This is a genomic window from Lysobacter sp. P5_C4 (assembly GCF_054049695.1).
In genome coordinates, this window is sequence record NZ_JBFULX010000005.1 from 239924 (window position 1) to 258315 (window position 18392).

The following is an 18392-nucleotide window of genomic DNA, read 5'->3' on the forward strand; positions in this document are numbered from 1 at the left end:
GCTGTATGATGTGCGGCTCCCTCGGGCACTTCGGTGCGGCGGGGGACGGGAGAAGGCGCTGAGGCCGATCCCCTTGATCTTTGACAGTGTGCGCAGGTGACTTGTGCGGGCGTCTGGCGGGTGGATACGTTGTCCATCTTGCAGACGTTCGTAACAGAGCAACAAGTCAATTCAAATGGCAAACAAGCAATTGTGAGCCAGCGAGTGATTTCGAGCCTGGGACGACGACTGCACTCAAGAAATTGGCGAGGACTTCGGTCCGAGCCGCAAAACTTAAGTGAAGAGTTTGATCCTGGCTCAGAGTGAACGCTGGCGGCAGGCCTAACACATGCAAGTCGAACGGCAGCACAGCAGTAGCAATACTGTGGGTGGCGAGTGGCGGACGGGTGAGGAATACATGGGAATCTGCCCTGTCGTGGGGGATAACGTAGGGAAACTTACGCTAATACCGCATACGACCGGAAGGTGAAAGCGGCGGACCGCAAGGCGTCGCGCGACTGGATGAGCCCATGTCGGATTAGCTAGTTGGCGGGGTAAAGGCCCACCAAGGCGACGATCCGTAGCTGGTCTGAGAGGATGATCAGCCACACTGGAACTGAGACACGGTCCAGACTCCTACGGGAGGCAGCAGTGGGGAATATTGGACAATGGGCGCAAGCCTGATCCAGCCATGCCGCGTGAGTGAAGAAGGCCTTCGGGTTGTAAAGCTCTTTTGTCCGGAAAGAAAAGCTCGCGGTTAATACCCGTGGGTTATGACGGTACCGGAAGAATAAGCACCGGCTAACTTCGTGCCAGCAGCCGCGGTAATACGAAGGGTGCAAGCGTTACTCGGAATTACTGGGCGTAAAGCGTGCGTAGGTGGTTCGTTAAGTCTGATGTGAAAGCCCTGGGCTCAACCTGGGAATGGCATTGGAAACTGGCGACCTAGAGTGCGGTAGAGGGTAGTGGAATTCCCGGTGTAGCAGTGAAATGCGTAGAGATCGGGAGGAACATCCGTGGCGAAGGCGACTACCTGGACCAGCACTGACACTGAGGCACGAAAGCGTGGGGAGCAAACAGGATTAGATACCCTGGTAGTCCACGCCCTAAACGATGCGAACTGGATGTTGGGTGCAACTAGGCACTCAGTATCGAAGCTAACGCGTTAAGTTCGCCGCCTGGGGAGTACGGTCGCAAGACTGAAACTCAAAGGAATTGACGGGGGCCCGCACAAGCGGTGGAGTATGTGGTTTAATTCGATGCAACGCGAAGAACCTTACCTGGCCTTGACATCCACGGAACTTTCCAGAGATGGATTGGTGCCTTCGGGAACCGTGAGACAGGTGCTGCATGGCTGTCGTCAGCTCGTGTCGTGAGATGTTGGGTTAAGTCCCGCAACGAGCGCAACCCTTGTCCCTAGTTGCCAGCACGTAATGGTGGGAACTCTAGGGAGACCGCCGGTGACAAACCGGAGGAAGGTGGGGATGACGTCAAGTCATCATGGCCCTTACGGCCAGGGCTACACACGTACTACAATGGAGAGGACAGAGGGCTGCAAACCCGCGAGGGTGAGCCAATCCCAGAAACCTTTTCTCAGTCCGGATTGGAGTCTGCAACTCGACTCCATGAAGTCGGAATCGCTAGTAATCGCAGATCAGCATTGCTGCGGTGAATACGTTCCCGGGCCTTGTACACACCGCCCGTCACACCATGGGAGTTTGTTGCACCAGAAGCAGGTAGCTTAACCTTCGGGAGGGCGCTTGCCACGGTGTGGCCGATGACTGGGGTGAAGTCGTAACAAGGTAGCCGTATCGGAAGGTGCGGCTGGATCACCTCCTTTAGAGACTAAAGACAGCGCGATTGCCTGTCAGGCGTCCGCACAAGTGACCTGCATTCAGAGCGTCCCGGCACACGGGGCCATAGCTCAGCTGGGAGAGCACCTGCTTTGCAAGCAGGGGGTCGTCGGTTCGATCCCGACTGGCTCCACCACTGTCCTGGGCTGAAGACTTTTGGGTCTGTAGCTCAGGTGGTTAGAGCGCACCCCTGATAAGGGTGAGGCCGGTGGTTCGAGTCCTCCCAGACCCACCAACTCTGAATGACAAATTGCGCACACAAAAAGATTAGAGACGTCCCTGGCGCTGAGGCCCGGGACGTGTTCTTTGAAAATCGGGATGTAGCGAGCGTTTTGAGACGAATGTCCATGACGTGTCGTAGAGGCTAAGGCGAGGTGCGAGAGCACCTTTATTTGAAGTGATAAGTCGTTTTACGTTCGCAAACGACGTATGACCCCGAGGCGACTTGGGGTGATATGGTCAAGCGAATAAGCGCACACGGTGGATGCCTTGGCGGTCAGAGGCGATGAAGGACGTGGCAGCCTGCGAAAAGCGTCGGGGAGCTGGCAACAAGCATTGATCCGACGATGTCCGAATGGGGAAACCCACCCGCAAGGGTATTGCATGGTGAATACATAGCCATGCAAGGCGAACCCGGGGAACTGAAATATCTAAGTACCCGGAGGAAAAGAAATCAACCGAGATTCCGTCAGTAGCGACGAGCGAACGCGGAGCAGCCCAAAAGTCCGTACGGTTTTAGCAGAACACGCTGGGAAGCGTGGCCGTAGATGGTGACAGCCCTGTATGCGAAAGGGCCGTACGGATGAAATTGAGTAGGGCGGGGCACGTGAAACCCTGTCTGAACATGGGGGGACCATCCTCCAAGGCTAAATACTCCTGACCGACCGATAGTGAACCAGTACCGTGAGGGAAAGGCGAAAAGAACCCTGGTGAAGGGAGTGAAATAGATCCTGAAACCGTGTGCGTACAAGCAGTCGGAGCCCGCAAGGGTGACGGCGTACCTTTTGTATAATGGGTCAGCGACTTACTGTTTGTGGCGAGCTTAACCGTATAGGGGAGGCGAAGGGAAACCGAGTCTGATAAGGGCGCATAGTCGCAGGCAGTAGACCCGAAACCGGGTGATCTAGTCATGCCCAGGGTGAAGGTTGAGTAACATCAACTGGAGGCCCGAACCCACTCCCGTTGCAAAGGTAGGGGATGAGGTGTGATTAGGAGTGAAAAGCTAATCGAACCCGGAGATAGCTGGTTCTCCTCGAAAGCTATTTAGGTAGCGCCTCGGACGAATACTGCTGGGGGTAGAGCACTGTTATGGCTAGGGGGTCATTGCGACTTACCAAACCATGGCAAACTCCGAATACCAGCACGTACTATCCGGGAGACACACGGCGGGTGCTAACGTCCGTCGTGAAAAGGGAAACAACCCAGACCCACAGCTAAGGTCCCAAATTCATGGCTCAGTGGTGAACGATGTGGAAAGGCACAGACAGCCAGGAGGTTGGCTTAGAAGCAGCCACCCTTTAAAGAAAGCGTAATAGCTCACTGGTCGAGTCGGTCTGCGCGGAAGATTTAACGGGGCTAAGCCATGAACCGAAGCTTGGGGTGCACAGCAATGTGCGCGGTAGAGGAGCGTTCCGTAAGCCGATGAAGGTGGATTGAGAAGTCTGCTGGAGGTATCGGAAGTGCGAATGCTGACATGAGTAACGATAATGGGGGTGAAAAGCCCCCACGCCGAAAGCCCAAGGTTTCCTTGCGCAACGTTCATCGGCGCAGGGTGAGTCGGCCCCTAAGGCGAGGCAGAAATGCGTAGTCGATGGGAAGCTGGTTAATATTCCAGCACCTCGCGTCAGTGCGATGGGGGGACGGAGAAGGGTAGGTGTACCGGGCGTTGGTTGTCCCGGGGAAAGCAGGTAGGCGGATCCTCTTGGCAAATCCGGAGGGTCATACGCCGAGCAGCGAGACCAGGCCATTAGGCCGAAGTCACTGATCCCACGCTTCCAGGAAAAGCCCCTAAGCTTCAGCTGACGCAGACCGTACCGTAAACCGACACAGGTGGGCAGGATGAGAATTCTAAGGCGCTTGAGAGAACTCGGGTGAAGGAACTAGGCAACATGGCACCGTAACTTCGGGAGAAGGTGCACCGCTTCTGGTGGCCCATGCGGGCTATAGCTGGGAGCGGTCGCAGAAACCAGGCCGCTGCGACTGTTTATCAAAAACACAGCACTCTGCAAACACGAAAGTGGACGTATAGGGTGTGACGCCTGCCCGGTGCTGGAAGGTTAATTGATGGGGTCAGCCGCAAGGCGAAGCTCTTGATCGAAGCCCCAGTAAACGGCGGCCGTAACTATAACGGTCCTAAGGTAGCGAAATTCCTTGTCGGGTAAGTTCCGACCTGCACGAATGGCGTAACGACAGCGGCGCTGTCTCCACCCGAGACTCAGTGAAATTGAAATCGCTGTGAAGATGCAGCGTTCCCGCGGCAAGACGGAAAGACCCCGTGAACCTTTACTACAGCTTTACACTGAACGTTGAGTTCGTCTGTGTAGGATAGGTGGGAGCCTGTGAAACCGAGGCGCTAGCTTCGGTGGAGGCAACCTTGAAATACCACCCTGATGTGCTTGACGTTCTAACCTGGGCCCGTAATCCGGGTCGGGGACCGTGTATGGTGGGTAGTTTGACTGGGGCGGTCTCCTCCCAAAGAGTAACGGAGGAGCACGAAGGTACGCTCAGCGCGGTCGGACATCGCGCACTGTGTGCAAAGGCATAAGCGTGCTTGACTGCAAGAGCGACGGCTCAAGCAGGTACGAAAGTAGGTCTTAGTGATCCGGTGGTTCTGTATGGAAGGGCCATCGCTCAACGGATAAAAGGTACTCCGGGGATAACAGGCTGATACCGCCCAAGAGTTCATATCGACGGCGGTGTTTGGCACCTCGATGTCGGCTCATCACATCCTGGGGCTGTAGTCGGTCCCAAGGGTATGGCTGTTCGCCATTTAAAGTGGTACGCGAGCTGGGTTCAGAACGTCGTGAGACAGTTCGGTCCCTATCTGTCGTGGGCGTTGGAGATTTGAGAGGGGCTGCTCCTAGTACGAGAGGACCGGAGTGGACGAACCCCTGGTGTTCCGGTTGTCACGCCAGTGGCATTGCCGGGTAGCTACGTTCGGAAGCGATAACCGCTGAAAGCATCTAAGCGGGAAGCGCGCCTCAAGATGAGATCTCCCGGGACACAAGTCCCCTGAAGGAACCATCAAGACCAGGTGGTTGATAGGCACGGTGTGTAAGCGGAGCAATCCGTTGAGCTAACGTGTACTAATGATCCGTGAGGCTTGACCATATCACCTCAAGCCGCCTTATCCTCGACAACACGTCGATGGCATTTGTCTCCAAAAGCAACACCCAAACTCGCTACGTCCCACCCCTTGAGAGCGTGAGCGCGACCGGTCCCCTGGCATCCCCAGRACGGATCGAACCGCGACCCTCCACCCTCTCCCTGGTGACAATAGCGCTGTGGCACCACCCGATCCCATTCCGAACTCGGAAGTGAAACGCAGCCGCGCCGATGGTAGTGTGCATCCGCATGCAAGAGTAGGTCATCGCCAGGGCCTTACACCTAAACCCCGCCAGCAATGGCGGGGTTCTTCTTTGGGCGGCAGCAACTAACCCTTACTTGGGGCGCGTCTCGCGCTTGAGCGTCACCACGAGCACGTCGCGGTGCGCCGGTTCCGTCGGATCCAGCGCGGTCACGGCCGTGACCCCATGGAACACGCGCGCATCGTCCACGAGCGCCGCGTCGAAAGCGGCCTGCAGCGTAAATGCCCCAACCTCCGTGCCGTCGGCGAGGTGGATCGTCGTCGTGCCGCTTTCGATGTTCCGCCGATCGACCATCAGGACGAGCACGTAATCGACACCATCGCGGTGCACGCCTTCCGGCGTTGGCTCGCCGGCTTCGCCGGGGCGTGCTTCGATGCGGAACTGGTGCACTTCGATTCGCCATTGCGCGACATCCGGCGCAAGCCCACCGAAGAATCCGACGCAATAGCGCAGGATCGTCTGCAAACAGGGGCCGCCGGCGACAACGTCGGTCACCGGCTCGAACCATCGTTCGATGTCGCCCTGCAGCGCGTTGTACTCGGTTGTCTGGAAATGCGGCTGGTTCGGGGCGCGATCCACGGGGCCATCCGCTGTAGCCGCGAAGACCGCATGCCGCCGCCGCCGCGCGCGCCCAGTGCGCGCGAGATAAGGATCCGGCCCGAGCAGTTCCCAACTCGCGGCGAACCCGGCCCAATCCTCCAAGCCGCCGACGCCCGCGAGCGTCGCCCGCATTGCATCGCCATGCACGAAACAGAACCCCTGTTCCCGCACCACGTCGACGCAACGTGCGCCTTCGGCATCCATGGCGAACGTGCCGCTCACGCCATCAGGCCGCTGCGCGCACCGCGCCGCCGACGTGCAGCGCCGCGAGCGCGATCAACGCCATCGCGCAGGCGAATCCGACGAACCACACCAGGCTGCGCAGCGAATGCTTCATTCCCAGCGTGTACACGACCCCGTGCAGAACCCGGCTGATGAGGAAAACCACCGCCAGCCACGCGACGTGCATTTCCGGCACGCCGGCCAGGTGCGCCATCACCACGCCCGCGGCGAAGGGCGCGAACGCCTCGAACGCATTGAGCTGCGCCGCATTCGCGCGGTGCACTTTCGGATCGGTCTGGCGTGAAATCCAGCCGCGTGGATCGCGGTTGTCGTAACGCTCGCCGCTCCCCTTCGCCACGGTCGTCCACACGTAAGGCAGTAGCGCCGCCGCCAACACGCACCAATACGCCAGGGCCATCGTCATCTCGCGTCTCCCTCGGTGAATGATGGATCAGGGGCCTTCGCGTCCGCGCGCATCGCGTCGCGCGCCGCGCGGAACGGATTGCCTGCGCGCCAGTTCGGCCACGTCGTGCCGTCGGCCAGCACGCGGCCCACCGCGTACAGCGTGTCGAGATCCTGCACCGTGCCTTTCAGGTTCCAGTTCGCGTCGAATTCGTCGGCCGGCTTGTGATAACGATTCGCGGTGTAATCCTCCGAGGCCTTGCGGCCCGCCGTGGTGCCGCCTTCGACGAGATCCTCGCCGCCTTCGGCATACAGCGCCGGTACGCCGGCCTTGGCGAAGTTGAAATGATCGGAGCGGAAGTAGAACCCGCTCTCGGGCGTGGCTTCCGCGTGCAGCTTGCGGCCCTGCCTGTCGGCGATCGTCTTGAGCACGTCGTCGAGTTCCGAATTGCCCAGGCCCGTCACCACGATGTCCTTCGACGGCCCGAAGGTCGACATCGCATCGATGTTGATCGCCGCGACGGTGTCCTTCAGCGGCACGGCGGGATGCGCGACGTAGTACTTCGAACCGAGCAGGCCCGATTCCTCCAACGTCACCGCTAGGAACAGCACGCTGCGCTTGGGCGGCGTCTTCGCGAACTGGCCTGCGATCTCCATGATCCCGGCCACGCCGGTCGCATTGTCGATCGCGCCGTTGTAGATGTTGTCGCCGGTTTCGTCGGGATGTTTGCCGAGGTGGTCCCAGTGCGCGAGGTACACCACGGCTTCATCGGGCCGCTGCGTGCCCGGCAACTTCGCCACGACATTGCGCGAAGTCTTCTCGACGATCGTGCTGTCCAGCGTGACCGACGCCTTCGCGTCCAGCGGCACCGCCTTGAACCCGCGCTTGTTGGCCGCCGCACGCAGCTTCCCGAAATCGAGCCCCGCATCGGCGAACAGCGCCTTTGCCTGCTCGCCGGTGATCCACCCTTGCACCGGCAGGCGCGGCGCCGGATCGTCGCTCGCGCGCAAATCGAACTGCGCGCCCGACCACGAACCGCGCACGACATCCCACCCATACGACGCACCGGCATCGTCGTGCACGATCAGCGCCGCCGCCGCACCCTTGCGCGCGGCCTCTTCGAACTTGTAGACCCAGCGCCCGTACCAGGTCATGCGGCGCCCTTCGAACAAGGTCGGGTCGTTCGCATGGAAGCCCGGGTCGTTGACGAGGATGACGACCGTCTTGCCCTTCACGTCGAGCCCGGCGTAATCGTTCCACTGCTGCTCCGGCGCGTGGACGCCGTAGCCGACGAACACCACGTCGCTGTCCTGCACGCTGACGTGCTTCTGCCCCGTGCGGGTGCCGATCACCATGTCCTGCCCGAACTTCAGCGTATGCGGCTTGCCCTTCACGACCACCTGCATCGTCGTCTTGTCGCTGGCCGTGGTTTCGGTCATCGGCACGACCTGCGTCCACGCGCCGGCGTTGCCCGGTTGCAGGCCCATCGCCTTGAACTGCGCCACGATGTAATCGACGGTCTTCTGCTCCCCCGGGCTGCCCGGCGCACGCCCTTCGAACGCATCGGACGACAGCACGCGCACGTGTTCGGCGAAATCGCCGGCTGCGATCGCTGGAACGAATGCATGAGTGGAAGCCGGCGCGGGCGCCGTCGCAGTTGCGGTCGATGCCGCAGCGGGCGTGGAGGGCGCCGCGCTTTCGGGCGGGCGGTTGCAACCGGCCAGCGCCATCGCGCCAGCCATCAAGACCAGCAAGGGTCGAACCTGCGTGCTCGGCATCCGCCATCTCCGGGTGGGGCAATCCCGGCGATTTAAGCACGCCCATCGCAGGCCGGCCCGTGCCGGCCCGCGATGCGGGAGTCATCAGTCGCGACGGTCGTCCGGCGCGGTCTGCGAGCTGAAGGCGATCGGCGTGGCGCCGCTGATGCGGCCGACCTTCGCAGTGGAGTGCACGTAAAGCACGACTTCGCGCTCGAAGATCAGCGCGCCGTCGACCCGCGCATTCGGGCCGATCACGATGCGCGGCGGCTTCTGCTTGCCCATCTGGAACCAGCCATGGTTGTTGTTCTTTTCCACGTGGATGCCGCCGTGCACGTGGGAACCCACGCCCACCGTCACGTCGCCGTTGACCGTTTCGATGCCGCCGCCCAGATCCGTGTCGACCAGGCCGATTGCACCGTTCACGGTGGTGACGCCCTCGCCGATGTTGCCGCCGCGGTCGACGAAAATGCTGCCGTTGACGGTTTCGATGGTGTCCGACACCTGCGCCTGCGTGCCGACGCGGATGCCGCCGTTGACCGTGCTGAGCGACCGCACGCGGATGCCGTCGCCGCCGGCGATGCTGCCGTTGACGGTTTCCACGTCGTCGGCCTGCGCGCTGGATTCGACCTTGATGCTGCCGTTGACGGTGCTCAGGTCGTCGTAGGTCTGGCCCGAAAGCGCAGTGATGCTGCCATTGACCTTGTCGACCTCCTCGTGGTGCTGCGCGAAGGCGGGGAGGGCTGCGACAGCGACGACGAGGGCGAGCGTGAGGCGGGCGTGCTTCATGGGGCGGATCCTGGGAATGGGCAGGTGTCCGTCTACTGATGCGGCCAAGGGGGCTTCGGTTTAACCCCCTTCGTTACAATCCTCCGCAGTCCTCGTTCCAGCCGGAGTCGCCGTGCCCGTCGCCCCCTCCCGTCCCAAGCCCGTCGTCCTGCTGATCCTCGACGGCTGGGGCCATCGCGAGGACCCGACCGACAACGCGCTGGCCCAGGCCGACATTCCGAACTGGCGTCGCCTCTGGGCGAACGCACCGCACACGCTCATCCATACCGAAGGCCGCCACGTCGGCCTGCCCGACGGCCAGATGGGGAATTCGGAAGTCGGGCACATGAACCTCGGTGCCGGCCGCATCGTCTATCAGGACCTGACCCGCGTCGACGCAGCCATCGAAGACGGCAGCTTCTTCGCCAATGCCGAATTGCTGGCCAGTTGCGCCGCCGCGCGCGCCGGTGGCGGCACGTTGCATGTCATGGGCCTGCTGTCGCCGGGCGGCGTGCACAGTCATGAAGCGCACATCGGCGCGATGCTCGAGCTGGCGAAGCAGGCCGGCGTCGAACGCGTCCGCGTGCACGCCTTCCTCGACGGCCGCGACACGCCGCCGCAATCCGCGCAACCCAGCCTCGCCGCTTTGCAGGCCAAGTGCGACGCACTCGGCAACGCGCGCATCGCGACCGTCGGCGGCCGCTACTGGGCGATGGACCGGGACAAACGCTGGGATCGCGTGCGCCGCGCGTGGGATGCCATCGTCGACGCGCGCGCCGACCATCGCGCACACGATGCGCTGGCCGCACTGGCCGACGCCTACGAACGCGGCGAGACCGACGAATTCGTCGCGCCCACCGTGCTCGCCGGCGCGACGCCGATGCACGACGGCGATGCCGTGGTGTTCATGAACTTCCGCGCCGATCGTGCGCGCCAGCTCGCCGCGGCCTTCGTCGATCCGCACTTCAGCGGATTCACGGCGCGCCGCCCGCAACTGGCGCGTTTCACCTGTCTCACCGAATACGATGCGAAGCTCGACGCCCCCGTCGCCTTCGCGCCCGACGACCTGCGGCACACGCTCGGCGAGCTGCTCGCAGAAAACAACCTGACCCAACTGCGCATCGCCGAAACCGAAAAATACGCGCACGTCACGTTCTTCTTCAGCGGCGGCCGCGAAGATCCCTACCCGGGCGAGTCGCGCATCCTCGTCCCCAGCCCGAAAGTCGCCACCTACGATCTCCAGCCGGAAATGAGCTGCCCCGAACTGACCGCGAAACTCGTCGCCGCGATCGATTCGCAGGCCTTCGATGTCATCGTGTGCAACATCGCGAATCCCGACATGGTGGGCCACACCGGCAACATCGCCGCCGCGATCCAGGCCGCCGAAGCGGTGGACATCGCGATCGGTGCGGTCGAAGCCGCCGTGCGTCGCGCCGGGGGTGCCTTGCTGATCACCGCCGACCACGGCAACCTCGAGCAGATGCGCGATCCCGACACCGGCCAGCCGCACACCGCCCACACTGTCGGGCCGGTGCCGCTGATCTTCGTCGGCCCGCCCATCGCATCGCTGCGCAGCGGCGGCGCCTTGCGCGACGTCGCGCCGACGATGCTCGCGCTGCTTGGCCTCCCGCAACCGGCCGAGATGACCGGCCACAGCCTCATCGGACCTGCTTGAAACCCGCATTCGCGTTCATCGTCGCCTTTGCGCTGTCGTTGACAGCCGGAGCCGCGTCTTCGCAGGACAGCAAGGACGCCGAGCAGCAGCTGAAGAAAGTGCGCAGCGAGCTGAAGGACGTCGCGGCCGAGCGGCGGAAACTGGAAGGGCAGCGCGGCGATGCGTCGCGCAAATTGCGCGATGCAGATGAAGCCGTGGGCCGTGTCGGTCGCGCGGTGCGCGACACCGAACACGCGCTCGCGCGCGACCAGGCGGCGCTCGCCGCCCTGCAACAGCGTCGCGACACGCTCGACGCGGGGCTCGCCGCGCGCCGCACCGAACTTCGCCAACTGGTGCGTTCGGCCTACACGGTCGGCGACGACACCGCGCTCAAGGCGCTGCTCGCGCAGGACAGCGTGGAGCAAGCGCAGCGCACGCTCGCCTACCATCGCTATGCGCAGCGCGATCGCGCGCAACGGATCCGCGAACTGACCGCGCAGATCCAGGAAGTCGACACGCTCCAGCAACAGATCGTCGAACGTCGCATCGCGCTGGATGCCGCACGTCGCGAGCAACGCACGCAACTGGCGTCGCTGCAGGGGGCGCGCACCGACCGCGCCAAGCTGGTCGAGCAGATCGAATCGAAATACAAGGATCGCGCGAGCCGCGAACGCGCGCTCGGCCAGGATGCGAAGGCGCTGCAGCAATTGCTCGCGCAGTTGCGCGCTGCCGCGGCGCGGGCCGCGCGCGAGAAAGCCGCGGCCGATCGTGCCGCCGCCAGGGCCGCGAAGGCCGCGAAGGCCGCGGGCAAGACCACCGCCGGCGCCGGCACGCCGCTGCGCCGGAACACCACCTCCGGCCCGGCGCTCCAGGTCGGCGGCCTGAGCTGGCCGGTGTCGGGCAGCCTGCTCACACGCTACGGTGGCCCGCTGCCGGACGGACGCACCAGCCAGGGCGTGCTGATCGCCGCGCCCGCGGGCACGACGGTCAAGGCGGTCGCCGATGGTCGCGTGGTCTTCGCCGACTGGATGAACGGCTACGGCCTGATCCTCATCGTCGACCACGGCAACGGGTACATGAGCCTGTATGCGCACAACGATGCGTTGTTGAAGGATGCAGGCGACGCCGTGCATCGCGGCGACAGCCTCGCCAGCGTCGGCAACTCGGGCGCGCAGGGCCGCGCGGCGCTGTATTTCGAACTGCGCCGCGATGGCCAACCGGTGGATCCCGACGCGTGGCTGAAACGTCAGTAAGCGCGGATGACCAACGCCACGCGCCCTTAACGCCAGAACGCGCCACGCTTGCATAATCCCTGTCAGATCCTCCGCGCACCACCCCGCGCCCCCACGCCACGGACCCCCACATGCGCAATCCGACCTACGCCCTCCTGCTGCTGCTCGCCTCGGGCTGCGTGCTCGCGCAGGAAGCGCCTGCGGCCGCGGCGCCGGAGCATCAGGCAGAGAAAGAAGTCTCCACCAGCGACGACCCCGATGCCGCCGAAAGCACCACGAAGATTCCGCTCGACGAAATCCGTCGCTACGTGTGGGTCTACAACGCGGTGAAAGAAGCCTACGTCGACCCCGTCGACGACAAGAAGCTCATGGATTCGGCGGTGCGCGGCCTGCTGCTCGACCTTGATCCGCACAGCGCCTACCTGCCCAAGCGCGACGCGCGCGCCTTCGACGAACAGACCCAGGGCGCCTATACCGGCGTCGGCGTCGAGTTGATGACCTTGCCCGATCGCACGCTCAAGGTGGTGTCGCCGATCGACGAAACGCCGGCCGCGCGCGCGGGCATCCAGGCCAACGACATCATCATCGCGATCGACGGCAAGTCGGTGACCGATGCCCCGTCCGAGGACAGCGCCGACGACGAGGATGCCGACGGCAACTCAGCGCCGCTGCGCGGCCCGCCGGGCTCGAAGGTCGTGCTGACCATCGTGCGCGAAAGCAAACCCAAACCCTTCGATGTCACGCTCACGCGCGAACGCATCCGCGTGGCCAGCGTGCGCTCGCGCACGCTCGAACCGGGTTACGGCTACATCCGCGTGGCGACGTTCCAGGCCGATACGGCGGCGGATTTCTCGCGCGCCCTCGACACGCTCGAAGCCGGTGGAAAATTGCGCGGACTGGTCCTGGACCTGCGCAGCAATCCGGGTGGCTTGCTCACCGCCGCCGTGCAGATCGCCGACGAACTGCTCGACAAGGGCAAGATCGTCAGCACGCGCGGTCGCGTGGCACTGAGCGATGCGCAATTCAGCGCGACGCCGGGCGATCGCCTCAACGGCGCGCCGGTCGTCGTGCTGGTCGACGCCGGTTCGGCGAGCGCGTCGGAAGTCCTTGCCGGTGCGTTGCGCGACAACAATCGCGCGCGCGTCGTCGGCAGCCGCACGTTCGGCAAGGGCTCGGTGCAAACCTTGCTGCCGCTGGACAACGGCGATTCGGTCAAGCTCACCACCGCGCGCTATTTCACGCCGAGCGGGAAATCGATCCAGGCCCTCGGCATCCAGCCCGATGTCGTGTTGCACCCTGCCAAGGATGCAGTCAACGGCGGCAAGGCCGGTTACAGCGAAGCCACGCTGCCGGGCCACCTGCGCGGCGAGCAGGAAATGGCGGGCTCCAACGCGGGCGAAGTGCTCGACGGCGATGCGCCGATCACGGCCGCGCTGACCGAATTGAAGAAGAACGTGGCGGTGACCTCTCCCTCCCCGACATCGCCGAAGAAGAACTGACGCGACCGGCGCGGCTCAAAAACCGCGCTGCCGTCGCAGGCGGCGCGCGATCGCCGCACGGACCACCACGGCGAACAGGATGCCGAAGGCGAAGCCCGCCAGGTGCGCCCACCACGCCACCGCGCCGAGCGTCGGCCCGATGTAGGCGAACACGACCTGCAGCAAGGCCCAGATGCCGATCAGCAGCGAGGCCGGCGCGCGCACGAATTCGAGGAACAACCCGAGCGGCAGCACCACGCCGAGCTTCGCCCGCGGGAACAGCGCTAGGTACGCGCCGATCACCGCCGACACCGCGCCACTGGCGCCGATGATGATCCGGTCCGGCGCACCGATGGTCAGCGCCGCCGCGAGGTTGGCGACGGCGCCGCCCAGCAGGAACAGTGCGAGGAACCGCCACGGCCCCATCGCCCGTTCGGCAGGCAGGCCGAAGATCAGCAGGAACACCAGATTGCCGACCAGATGGGCCCAATCGGCATGGAGGAACAGCGCCGTGACCAGCCGCAGGGCGCGCCCGTCCTGCAGGGCCGCGGGCCAGGCGTCGGGCGACATGAACCCACCGGACAGCGCACCCCAGCCAAGCACCAGCGCCCGCTGCTCGCCGCTCGTCCCCATCGTCGCCCACAGGAAGGCGCCGGTCAGCAGGACGACCAGCAGCGGCGTCGCCCATCGCAGGCCACGCTTCTGGCGTGTGGGGAGGGGTACGAACATGGCCGGCCGATCCTACCGGGATTGGGAAGGCCGAAAAGCGAACGAGCGTTCGTTACGAAATAAGCAGCATGGCGTTAGCAACGGGTTAACGAGTTGTGTATCTTCCCTACGGCGTCGTACGTCGGGAGGGGTTCCGGCACGCGCCGGTGCAGGCCGCAGAGCCGCCCGAGCCCTAAAAACCAAAAATTCGTCACCGGAGACAACTCGCAATGCAAACGAACACCGTCATTCGCATCTCCGCACTCGCGCTCGCTGTCGCGGGCGGTCTTGCGATCGGCCAGGCGCACGCGTCCGGCTTCCAGCTCAAGGAAAACAGCGTCAAGGCGATGGGTCGCGCCTTCGCGGGCAGCGCGGTTGCCGGCGGCGACACCTCCGTCGTGGCCAACAATCCGGCCGCCATGTCGACGTTCAAGACCGCGGCGATCCAGGCCGACGTCACCATGGTCGACCTGTCGGCGGACTTCACCGGCGCCGGTTCGGCCGCAGCGGGCTCGCCGCTGCAGCAGCCCCTGCATGGCGGCAACGGCGGCGACGCCGGCGACAGCACCGCGATCCCGGCCCTGTCGGCCGTGTTCCCGATGGGCGACTCCGGCGTGACCCTGGGCGCCATGGTCAGCGCGCCGTTCGGCCTGAAGACCGAATACGACGCCAACTGGGTCGGCCGCTACACCGCCATCAAGTCGGAAGTGAAGACCGCCGACCTGACGCTCGCCGCCTCGTTCGACTTCGGCAGCAACGTCTCCTTCGGCCTGGGCCTGGTGTACGAGCGCGCCGAAGCCACGCTGTCGAAGGCCATCGACTTCGGTTCGCGCATCTGCCAGATCAACATCCAGGCGTGCATCAATCCCACGCCGGCCACCGCGCCGTTCGGCCCGCAGAAGAACGACGGCACGATCGAAGTCAACGGCGACGACACCGGCATCGGCTGGATCGCGGGCATGCATATCCACCCGAGCGAGAAGTTCGCGCTGGGCTGGTCGCACCGCTCGGAAATCGACCACGACATCGAAGGCGATGCCGACTTCACCCTGCCGGCGAACATCTCCGCGCTGCTTGCCGGCGCCGCGCCGGGCCAGTTCGTCGACACCGGTGCCCTGGCTTCGCTGACGACCCCGGCGGTCGACACGATCTCGGTTTCCTACGGCATCACCGACACCTTCACGCTGTTGGCCGACTGGTCGTACACGCAGTGGTCTTCGCTGCAGGAAGTCGCGATCCAGTTCAAGAACCCGGCGCAGCAGCCGAACCCGGCCGTCGAGGAATTCCAGTGGACGGATACCTCGTTCTGGTCGCTCGGTGCCGAATGGGAACTCAACGACCAGTGGTCGCTCCGCGCCGGTTACGCGCAGGACCAGTCGCCGACGCAGACCGCGACGCGCACGCCGCGCCTGCCCGACGCCGACCGCCAGTGGCTCTCGATCGGCGCCACCTGGGCCCCGAGCGAACATTGGGAAGTCAGCGCCGGCTACACGCGCATCCAGACGGACGACCCGCAGGTCGCCCTGGCGCCGTCGCTGGCCACCAGCGGCTCGACGCTGTTCGGCACGTACGATGCGAGCGTGAACCTGTGGGGCCTCAGCGGCCAGTACAAGTTCTGATCGCAGCGACACTGCAAAAGAAAAAGCCCCGCGAAAGCGGGGCTTTTTTTGTGCGCATATCGGCGGGGGACTATTCGCCCAGCGTCAACAACGATGCATTGCCGCCCGCCGCCGTCGTGTTCACCGTCACCGTCTTCTCGGTGCCGAAGCGCGGCAGGTAGTGCGGGCCACCGGCCTTCGGGCCCGTGCCGCTCAGCCCTTGTCCGCCGAAGGGCTGCACGCCGACGACCGCACCGATCTGGTTGCGATTGACGTACGCATTGCCCACCTTCACCCGCGAGACGATGTGGTCGATCGTCTCGTCGATGCGCGAATGGATGCCGAGCGTCAAACCGTAGCCCGTCGCGTTGATCGCATCGATCACCTTGTCGAGTTCGTCGCCCTTCCAGCGCACGACGTGCAGCGCCGGGCCGAAGACTTCCTTGTGCAGGCGATCGATCGAATCGATCTCGAAGGCCACCGGCGCGAAGTACGTCCCGTGTTGGGTCGATGCGTCCATCTTCGCTTCGGCGATGAGTTTCGCTTCGCCGCGCATGCGCTTGCCGTGCGCCTCGAGCATGGAGAACGCGTCCTTGTCGATCACCGGGCCGACGTCGGTCGACAGCAGGCCGGGGTCGCCCACCTGCAGTTCCGCCATCGCACCGGCGAGCATCGCGATCGTCTTGTCGGCGATGTCTTCCTGCACGAACAACACGCGCGCAGCCGAACAACGCTGGCCGGTGGAGGTGAACGCCGACGACAACGCGTCCTTGATCAACTGCTCGGGCAGCGCGGAGGAGTCGCCGATCAGCGCGTTCTGCCCGCCGGTTTCCGCGATGAGCACGCCGATCGCCGCATCGCGCGCGGCGAGCGAACGGTTGATCGCGCGCGCGGTGTCGGTCGAACCGGTGAAGGCAACGCCGGCCACGCGCGGATCCTTCGTGAGCGCCGCGCCGACCGTCGCACCGTCGCCCGGCAGGAATTGCACGACCTTGTCCGGGACGCCGGCTTCGTGCAGCAACTTCACCGCGTAGTAGCCGATCAGGTTGGTCTGCTCGGCGGGCTTGGCGATCACGCTGTTGCCGGCGGCGAGCGCCGCGGCGACCTGGCCGAGGAAGATCGCGAGCGGGAAATTCCATGGCGAAATGCAGACGAACACACCGCGGCCGCCGAGGTGCAACTCGTTGGATTCGCCGGTCGGACCCGGCAGTTTTTCCGGATGCGCGAACAGCTTGCGCGCCTGCCCGGCGTAGTAACGCAGGAAATCGACCGCCTCGCGCACTTCGGCGACGCCGTCGGGAATGGTCTTGCCGGCTTCTTTCGTGCACATCGCCATGAATTGCGGCATGCGCGCTTCGAGCAAGGTGGCCGCGTGCTCGAGGATCGCCGCGCGCGAAGCGGCCGGCGTGGCATCCCACGCGGGTTGCGCGGCGACGGCGTTGCGCAACGCCTGTTCGACCGTCGCCGCATCCGCGGCGCGCCAGGTGCCCACTTGTTCGCGGCGGTCGGCGGGATTGGTCACGGCGATGTCGGCGCCGCCCGTCGTGATGCCCGGCACGAGCGGCATCGCGCGCCAGTCGCCGGTCACCGCGGCGTTGAGTTGTTCGGCGAGCGCGCGCAGTTGCGCGTCGTTGGCGAGGTTGAGGCCCATGGAGTTGTCCCGTTCGTCTGCAATGTCGTGCGCTTGGCTGCGGTACACGTCGCGCGGCAGCGGAATGCGCGGATGCGGAATGGTTTCGAACCCGTCGACGATTTCGACGGGGTCCTTCACGAGATCATCGATCGCCACGCTGTCGTCGGTGATGCGGTTGACGAAGCTGGAGTTCGCGCCGTTTTCGAGCAGCCGCCGCACCAGGTACGGCAACAGGTCTTCATGCGAACCCACCGGCGCGTACACGCGGCACGGCACGTCGAGGCGGTCGGCCGGCACGACTTCGGCGTACAGGTCGTCGCCCATGCCGTGCAGCTTCTGGAACTCGAAGTTCCTGCGCGATTCGCCGTTGCGCGCGAGGCGATGGATCGCCGCGATCGTGTGCGCGTTGTGCGTGGCGAACATCGGATAGATCGCATCGCTTGCCGCAAGCATGCGGCGCGCGTTGGCGAGGTAGCTCACGTCGGTGTTCGGCTTGCGCGTGAACACCGGATAGCCCGCCTGGCCATCGACCTGCGCGCGCTTGACTTCGCTGTCCCAGTACGCGCCCTTGACCAGACGCACGGGAATGCGGCGGCCGGTGCGGCGCGCGAGATCGGCGAGCCAATCGATCACGAACGGCGCGCGCTTCTGGTAGGCCTGCACGGCGAGGCCGTAACCTTCCCAACCATCGAGCGACTTGTCTTCGTATGCGGCGCCGATGACGTCGAGCGAGAGCTCCAGGCGGTCGGCTTCCTCGGCATCGATGGTGAATCCGATGCCGTGCGACTTCGCCAGTTGCGCCAGCTCGAGCACGCGCGGGACGAGTTCTGCCATCACGCGCGCGCGCTTGGCCAGTTCATAACGCGGGTGCAGGGCGGAGAGCTTCACCGAGATCGACGGGGCGGCGAACACATCGGTGC

9 protein-coding genes, 2 tRNA genes, 3 rRNA genes and 1 pseudogene are annotated in these 18392 nt (G+C 64.3%); 9 read left to right on the forward strand and 6 right to left on the reverse strand.

Annotation, left to right across the window (positions count from 1 at the left end; all coding sequences use genetic code 11):
* The first annotated feature begins 274 nt into the window (after positions 1-274).
* The 5 genes from ACXJJ8_RS13690 (at position 275) to rrf (ending at position 5430) form a co-directional block, all read left to right on the forward strand.
* A 16S ribosomal RNA gene (locus tag ACXJJ8_RS13690) occupies positions 275-1819 on the forward strand.
* Between the two features lie 73 nt (positions 1820-1892).
* A tRNA-Ala gene (locus ACXJJ8_RS13695) sits at positions 1893-1968 on the forward strand.
* A gap of 22 nt (positions 1969-1990) precedes the next feature.
* Positions 1991-2067, forward strand: a tRNA-Ile gene (locus ACXJJ8_RS13700).
* Positions 2068-2289: 222 nt separating this feature from the next.
* A 23S ribosomal RNA gene (locus ACXJJ8_RS13705) occupies positions 2290-5162 on the forward strand.
* Positions 5163-5317: 155 nt separating this feature from the next.
* Positions 5318-5430: ribosomal RNA gene (gene rrf, locus ACXJJ8_RS13710) — 5S ribosomal RNA — on the forward strand.
* Together the 16S, 23S and 5S rRNA genes with 2 tRNA genes alongside form the textbook arrangement of a ribosomal RNA operon.
* A 61-nt stretch (positions 5431-5491) precedes the next feature.
* Here rrf and ACXJJ8_RS13715 read toward each other — a convergent pair.
* From ACXJJ8_RS13715 to ACXJJ8_RS13730, 4 genes are all read right to left on the reverse strand, one after another.
* Entirely contained in the window at positions 5492-6241 is a 750-nt protein-coding gene (locus ACXJJ8_RS13715) for a 2OG-Fe dioxygenase family protein (RefSeq protein ID WP_499031073.1), read from the reverse strand.
* Positions 6242-6245: 4 nt separating this feature from the next.
* Entirely contained in the window at positions 6246-6665 is a 420-nt protein-coding gene (locus ACXJJ8_RS13720; protein WP_499031075.1) for an MAPEG family protein, read from the reverse strand.
* A complete protein-coding gene (locus tag ACXJJ8_RS13725; RefSeq protein ID WP_499031077.1) occupies positions 6662-8422 on the reverse strand; it encodes a M28 family metallopeptidase in 1761 nt (586 codons plus the stop codon). The genes ACXJJ8_RS13720 and ACXJJ8_RS13725 overlap by 4 nt, the downstream gene beginning before the upstream one ends.
* 84 nt (positions 8423-8506) lie before the next feature.
* Positions 8507-9190, reverse strand: a complete 684-nt coding sequence (locus ACXJJ8_RS13730) for a DUF4097 family beta strand repeat-containing protein (RefSeq protein ID WP_499031079.1) — start codon at positions 9188-9190, stop codon at positions 8507-8509.
* A 112-nt stretch (positions 9191-9302) separates the two neighbouring features.
* Between ACXJJ8_RS13730 and gpmI the strand changes: the two genes are divergently transcribed.
* The 3 genes and pseudogenes from gpmI to ACXJJ8_RS13745 all read left to right on the forward strand — a co-directional run.
* Complete coding sequence (gene gpmI / locus ACXJJ8_RS13735) at positions 9303-10844, forward strand: 2,3-bisphosphoglycerate-independent phosphoglycerate mutase (protein WP_499031081.1); 1542 nt, start codon at positions 9303-9305, stop codon at positions 10842-10844.
* The gene (locus ACXJJ8_RS13740) at positions 10841-12076 is read left to right on the forward strand and encodes a murein hydrolase activator EnvC family protein (protein ID WP_499031084.1); all 1236 of its coding nucleotides are present in this window, start codon (positions 10841-10843) and stop codon (positions 12074-12076) included. The genes gpmI and ACXJJ8_RS13740 overlap by 4 nt, the downstream gene beginning before the upstream one ends.
* Positions 12077-12186: 110 nt before the next feature.
* Positions 12187-13684: pseudogene (locus tag ACXJJ8_RS13745) on the forward strand (S41 family peptidase); the annotation flags it as partial.
* On the opposite strand, the gene ACXJJ8_RS13750 reads toward ACXJJ8_RS13745, so the two are convergent.
* Complete coding sequence (locus tag ACXJJ8_RS13750) at positions 13570-14262, reverse strand: rhomboid family intramembrane serine protease (protein ID WP_499031086.1); 693 nt, start codon at positions 14260-14262, stop codon at positions 13570-13572. The pseudogene ACXJJ8_RS13745 and the gene ACXJJ8_RS13750 overlap by 115 nt on opposite strands.
* A gap of 209 nt (positions 14263-14471) precedes the next feature.
* Between ACXJJ8_RS13750 and ACXJJ8_RS13755 the strand changes: the two genes are divergently transcribed.
* Entirely contained in the window at positions 14472-15860 is a 1389-nt protein-coding gene (locus tag ACXJJ8_RS13755) for an OmpP1/FadL family transporter (RefSeq protein WP_499031089.1), read from the forward strand.
* A 70-nt stretch (positions 15861-15930) separates the two neighbouring features.
* On the opposite strand, the gene putA is transcribed toward ACXJJ8_RS13755, so the two are convergent.
* Positions 15931-18392: bifunctional proline dehydrogenase/L-glutamate gamma-semialdehyde dehydrogenase PutA (putA, locus tag ACXJJ8_RS13760; RefSeq protein ID WP_499031091.1), on the reverse strand; the 2462-nt coding region annotated here is incomplete at its 5' end.

Coding starts and splice junctions, on each gene's coding strand:
- ACXJJ8_RS13755 (WP_499031089.1), top strand. CDS start 14,472: ATGCAAACGAACACCGTCATTCGCATCTCCGCACTCGCGCTCGCTGTC.
- ACXJJ8_RS13730 (WP_499031079.1), bottom strand. CDS start 9,190: ATGAAGCACGCCCGCCTCACGCTCGCCCTCGTCGTCGCTGTCGCAGCC.
- ACXJJ8_RS13750 (WP_499031086.1), bottom strand. CDS start 14,262: ATGTTCGTACCCCTCCCCACACGCCAGAAGCGTGGCCTGCGATGGGCG.
- ACXJJ8_RS13720 (WP_499031075.1), bottom strand. CDS start 6,665: ATGACGATGGCCCTGGCGTATTGGTGCGTGTTGGCGGCGGCGCTACTG.
- ACXJJ8_RS13725 (WP_499031077.1), bottom strand. CDS start 8,422: ATGCCGAGCACGCAGGTTCGACCCTTGCTGGTCTTGATGGCTGGCGCG.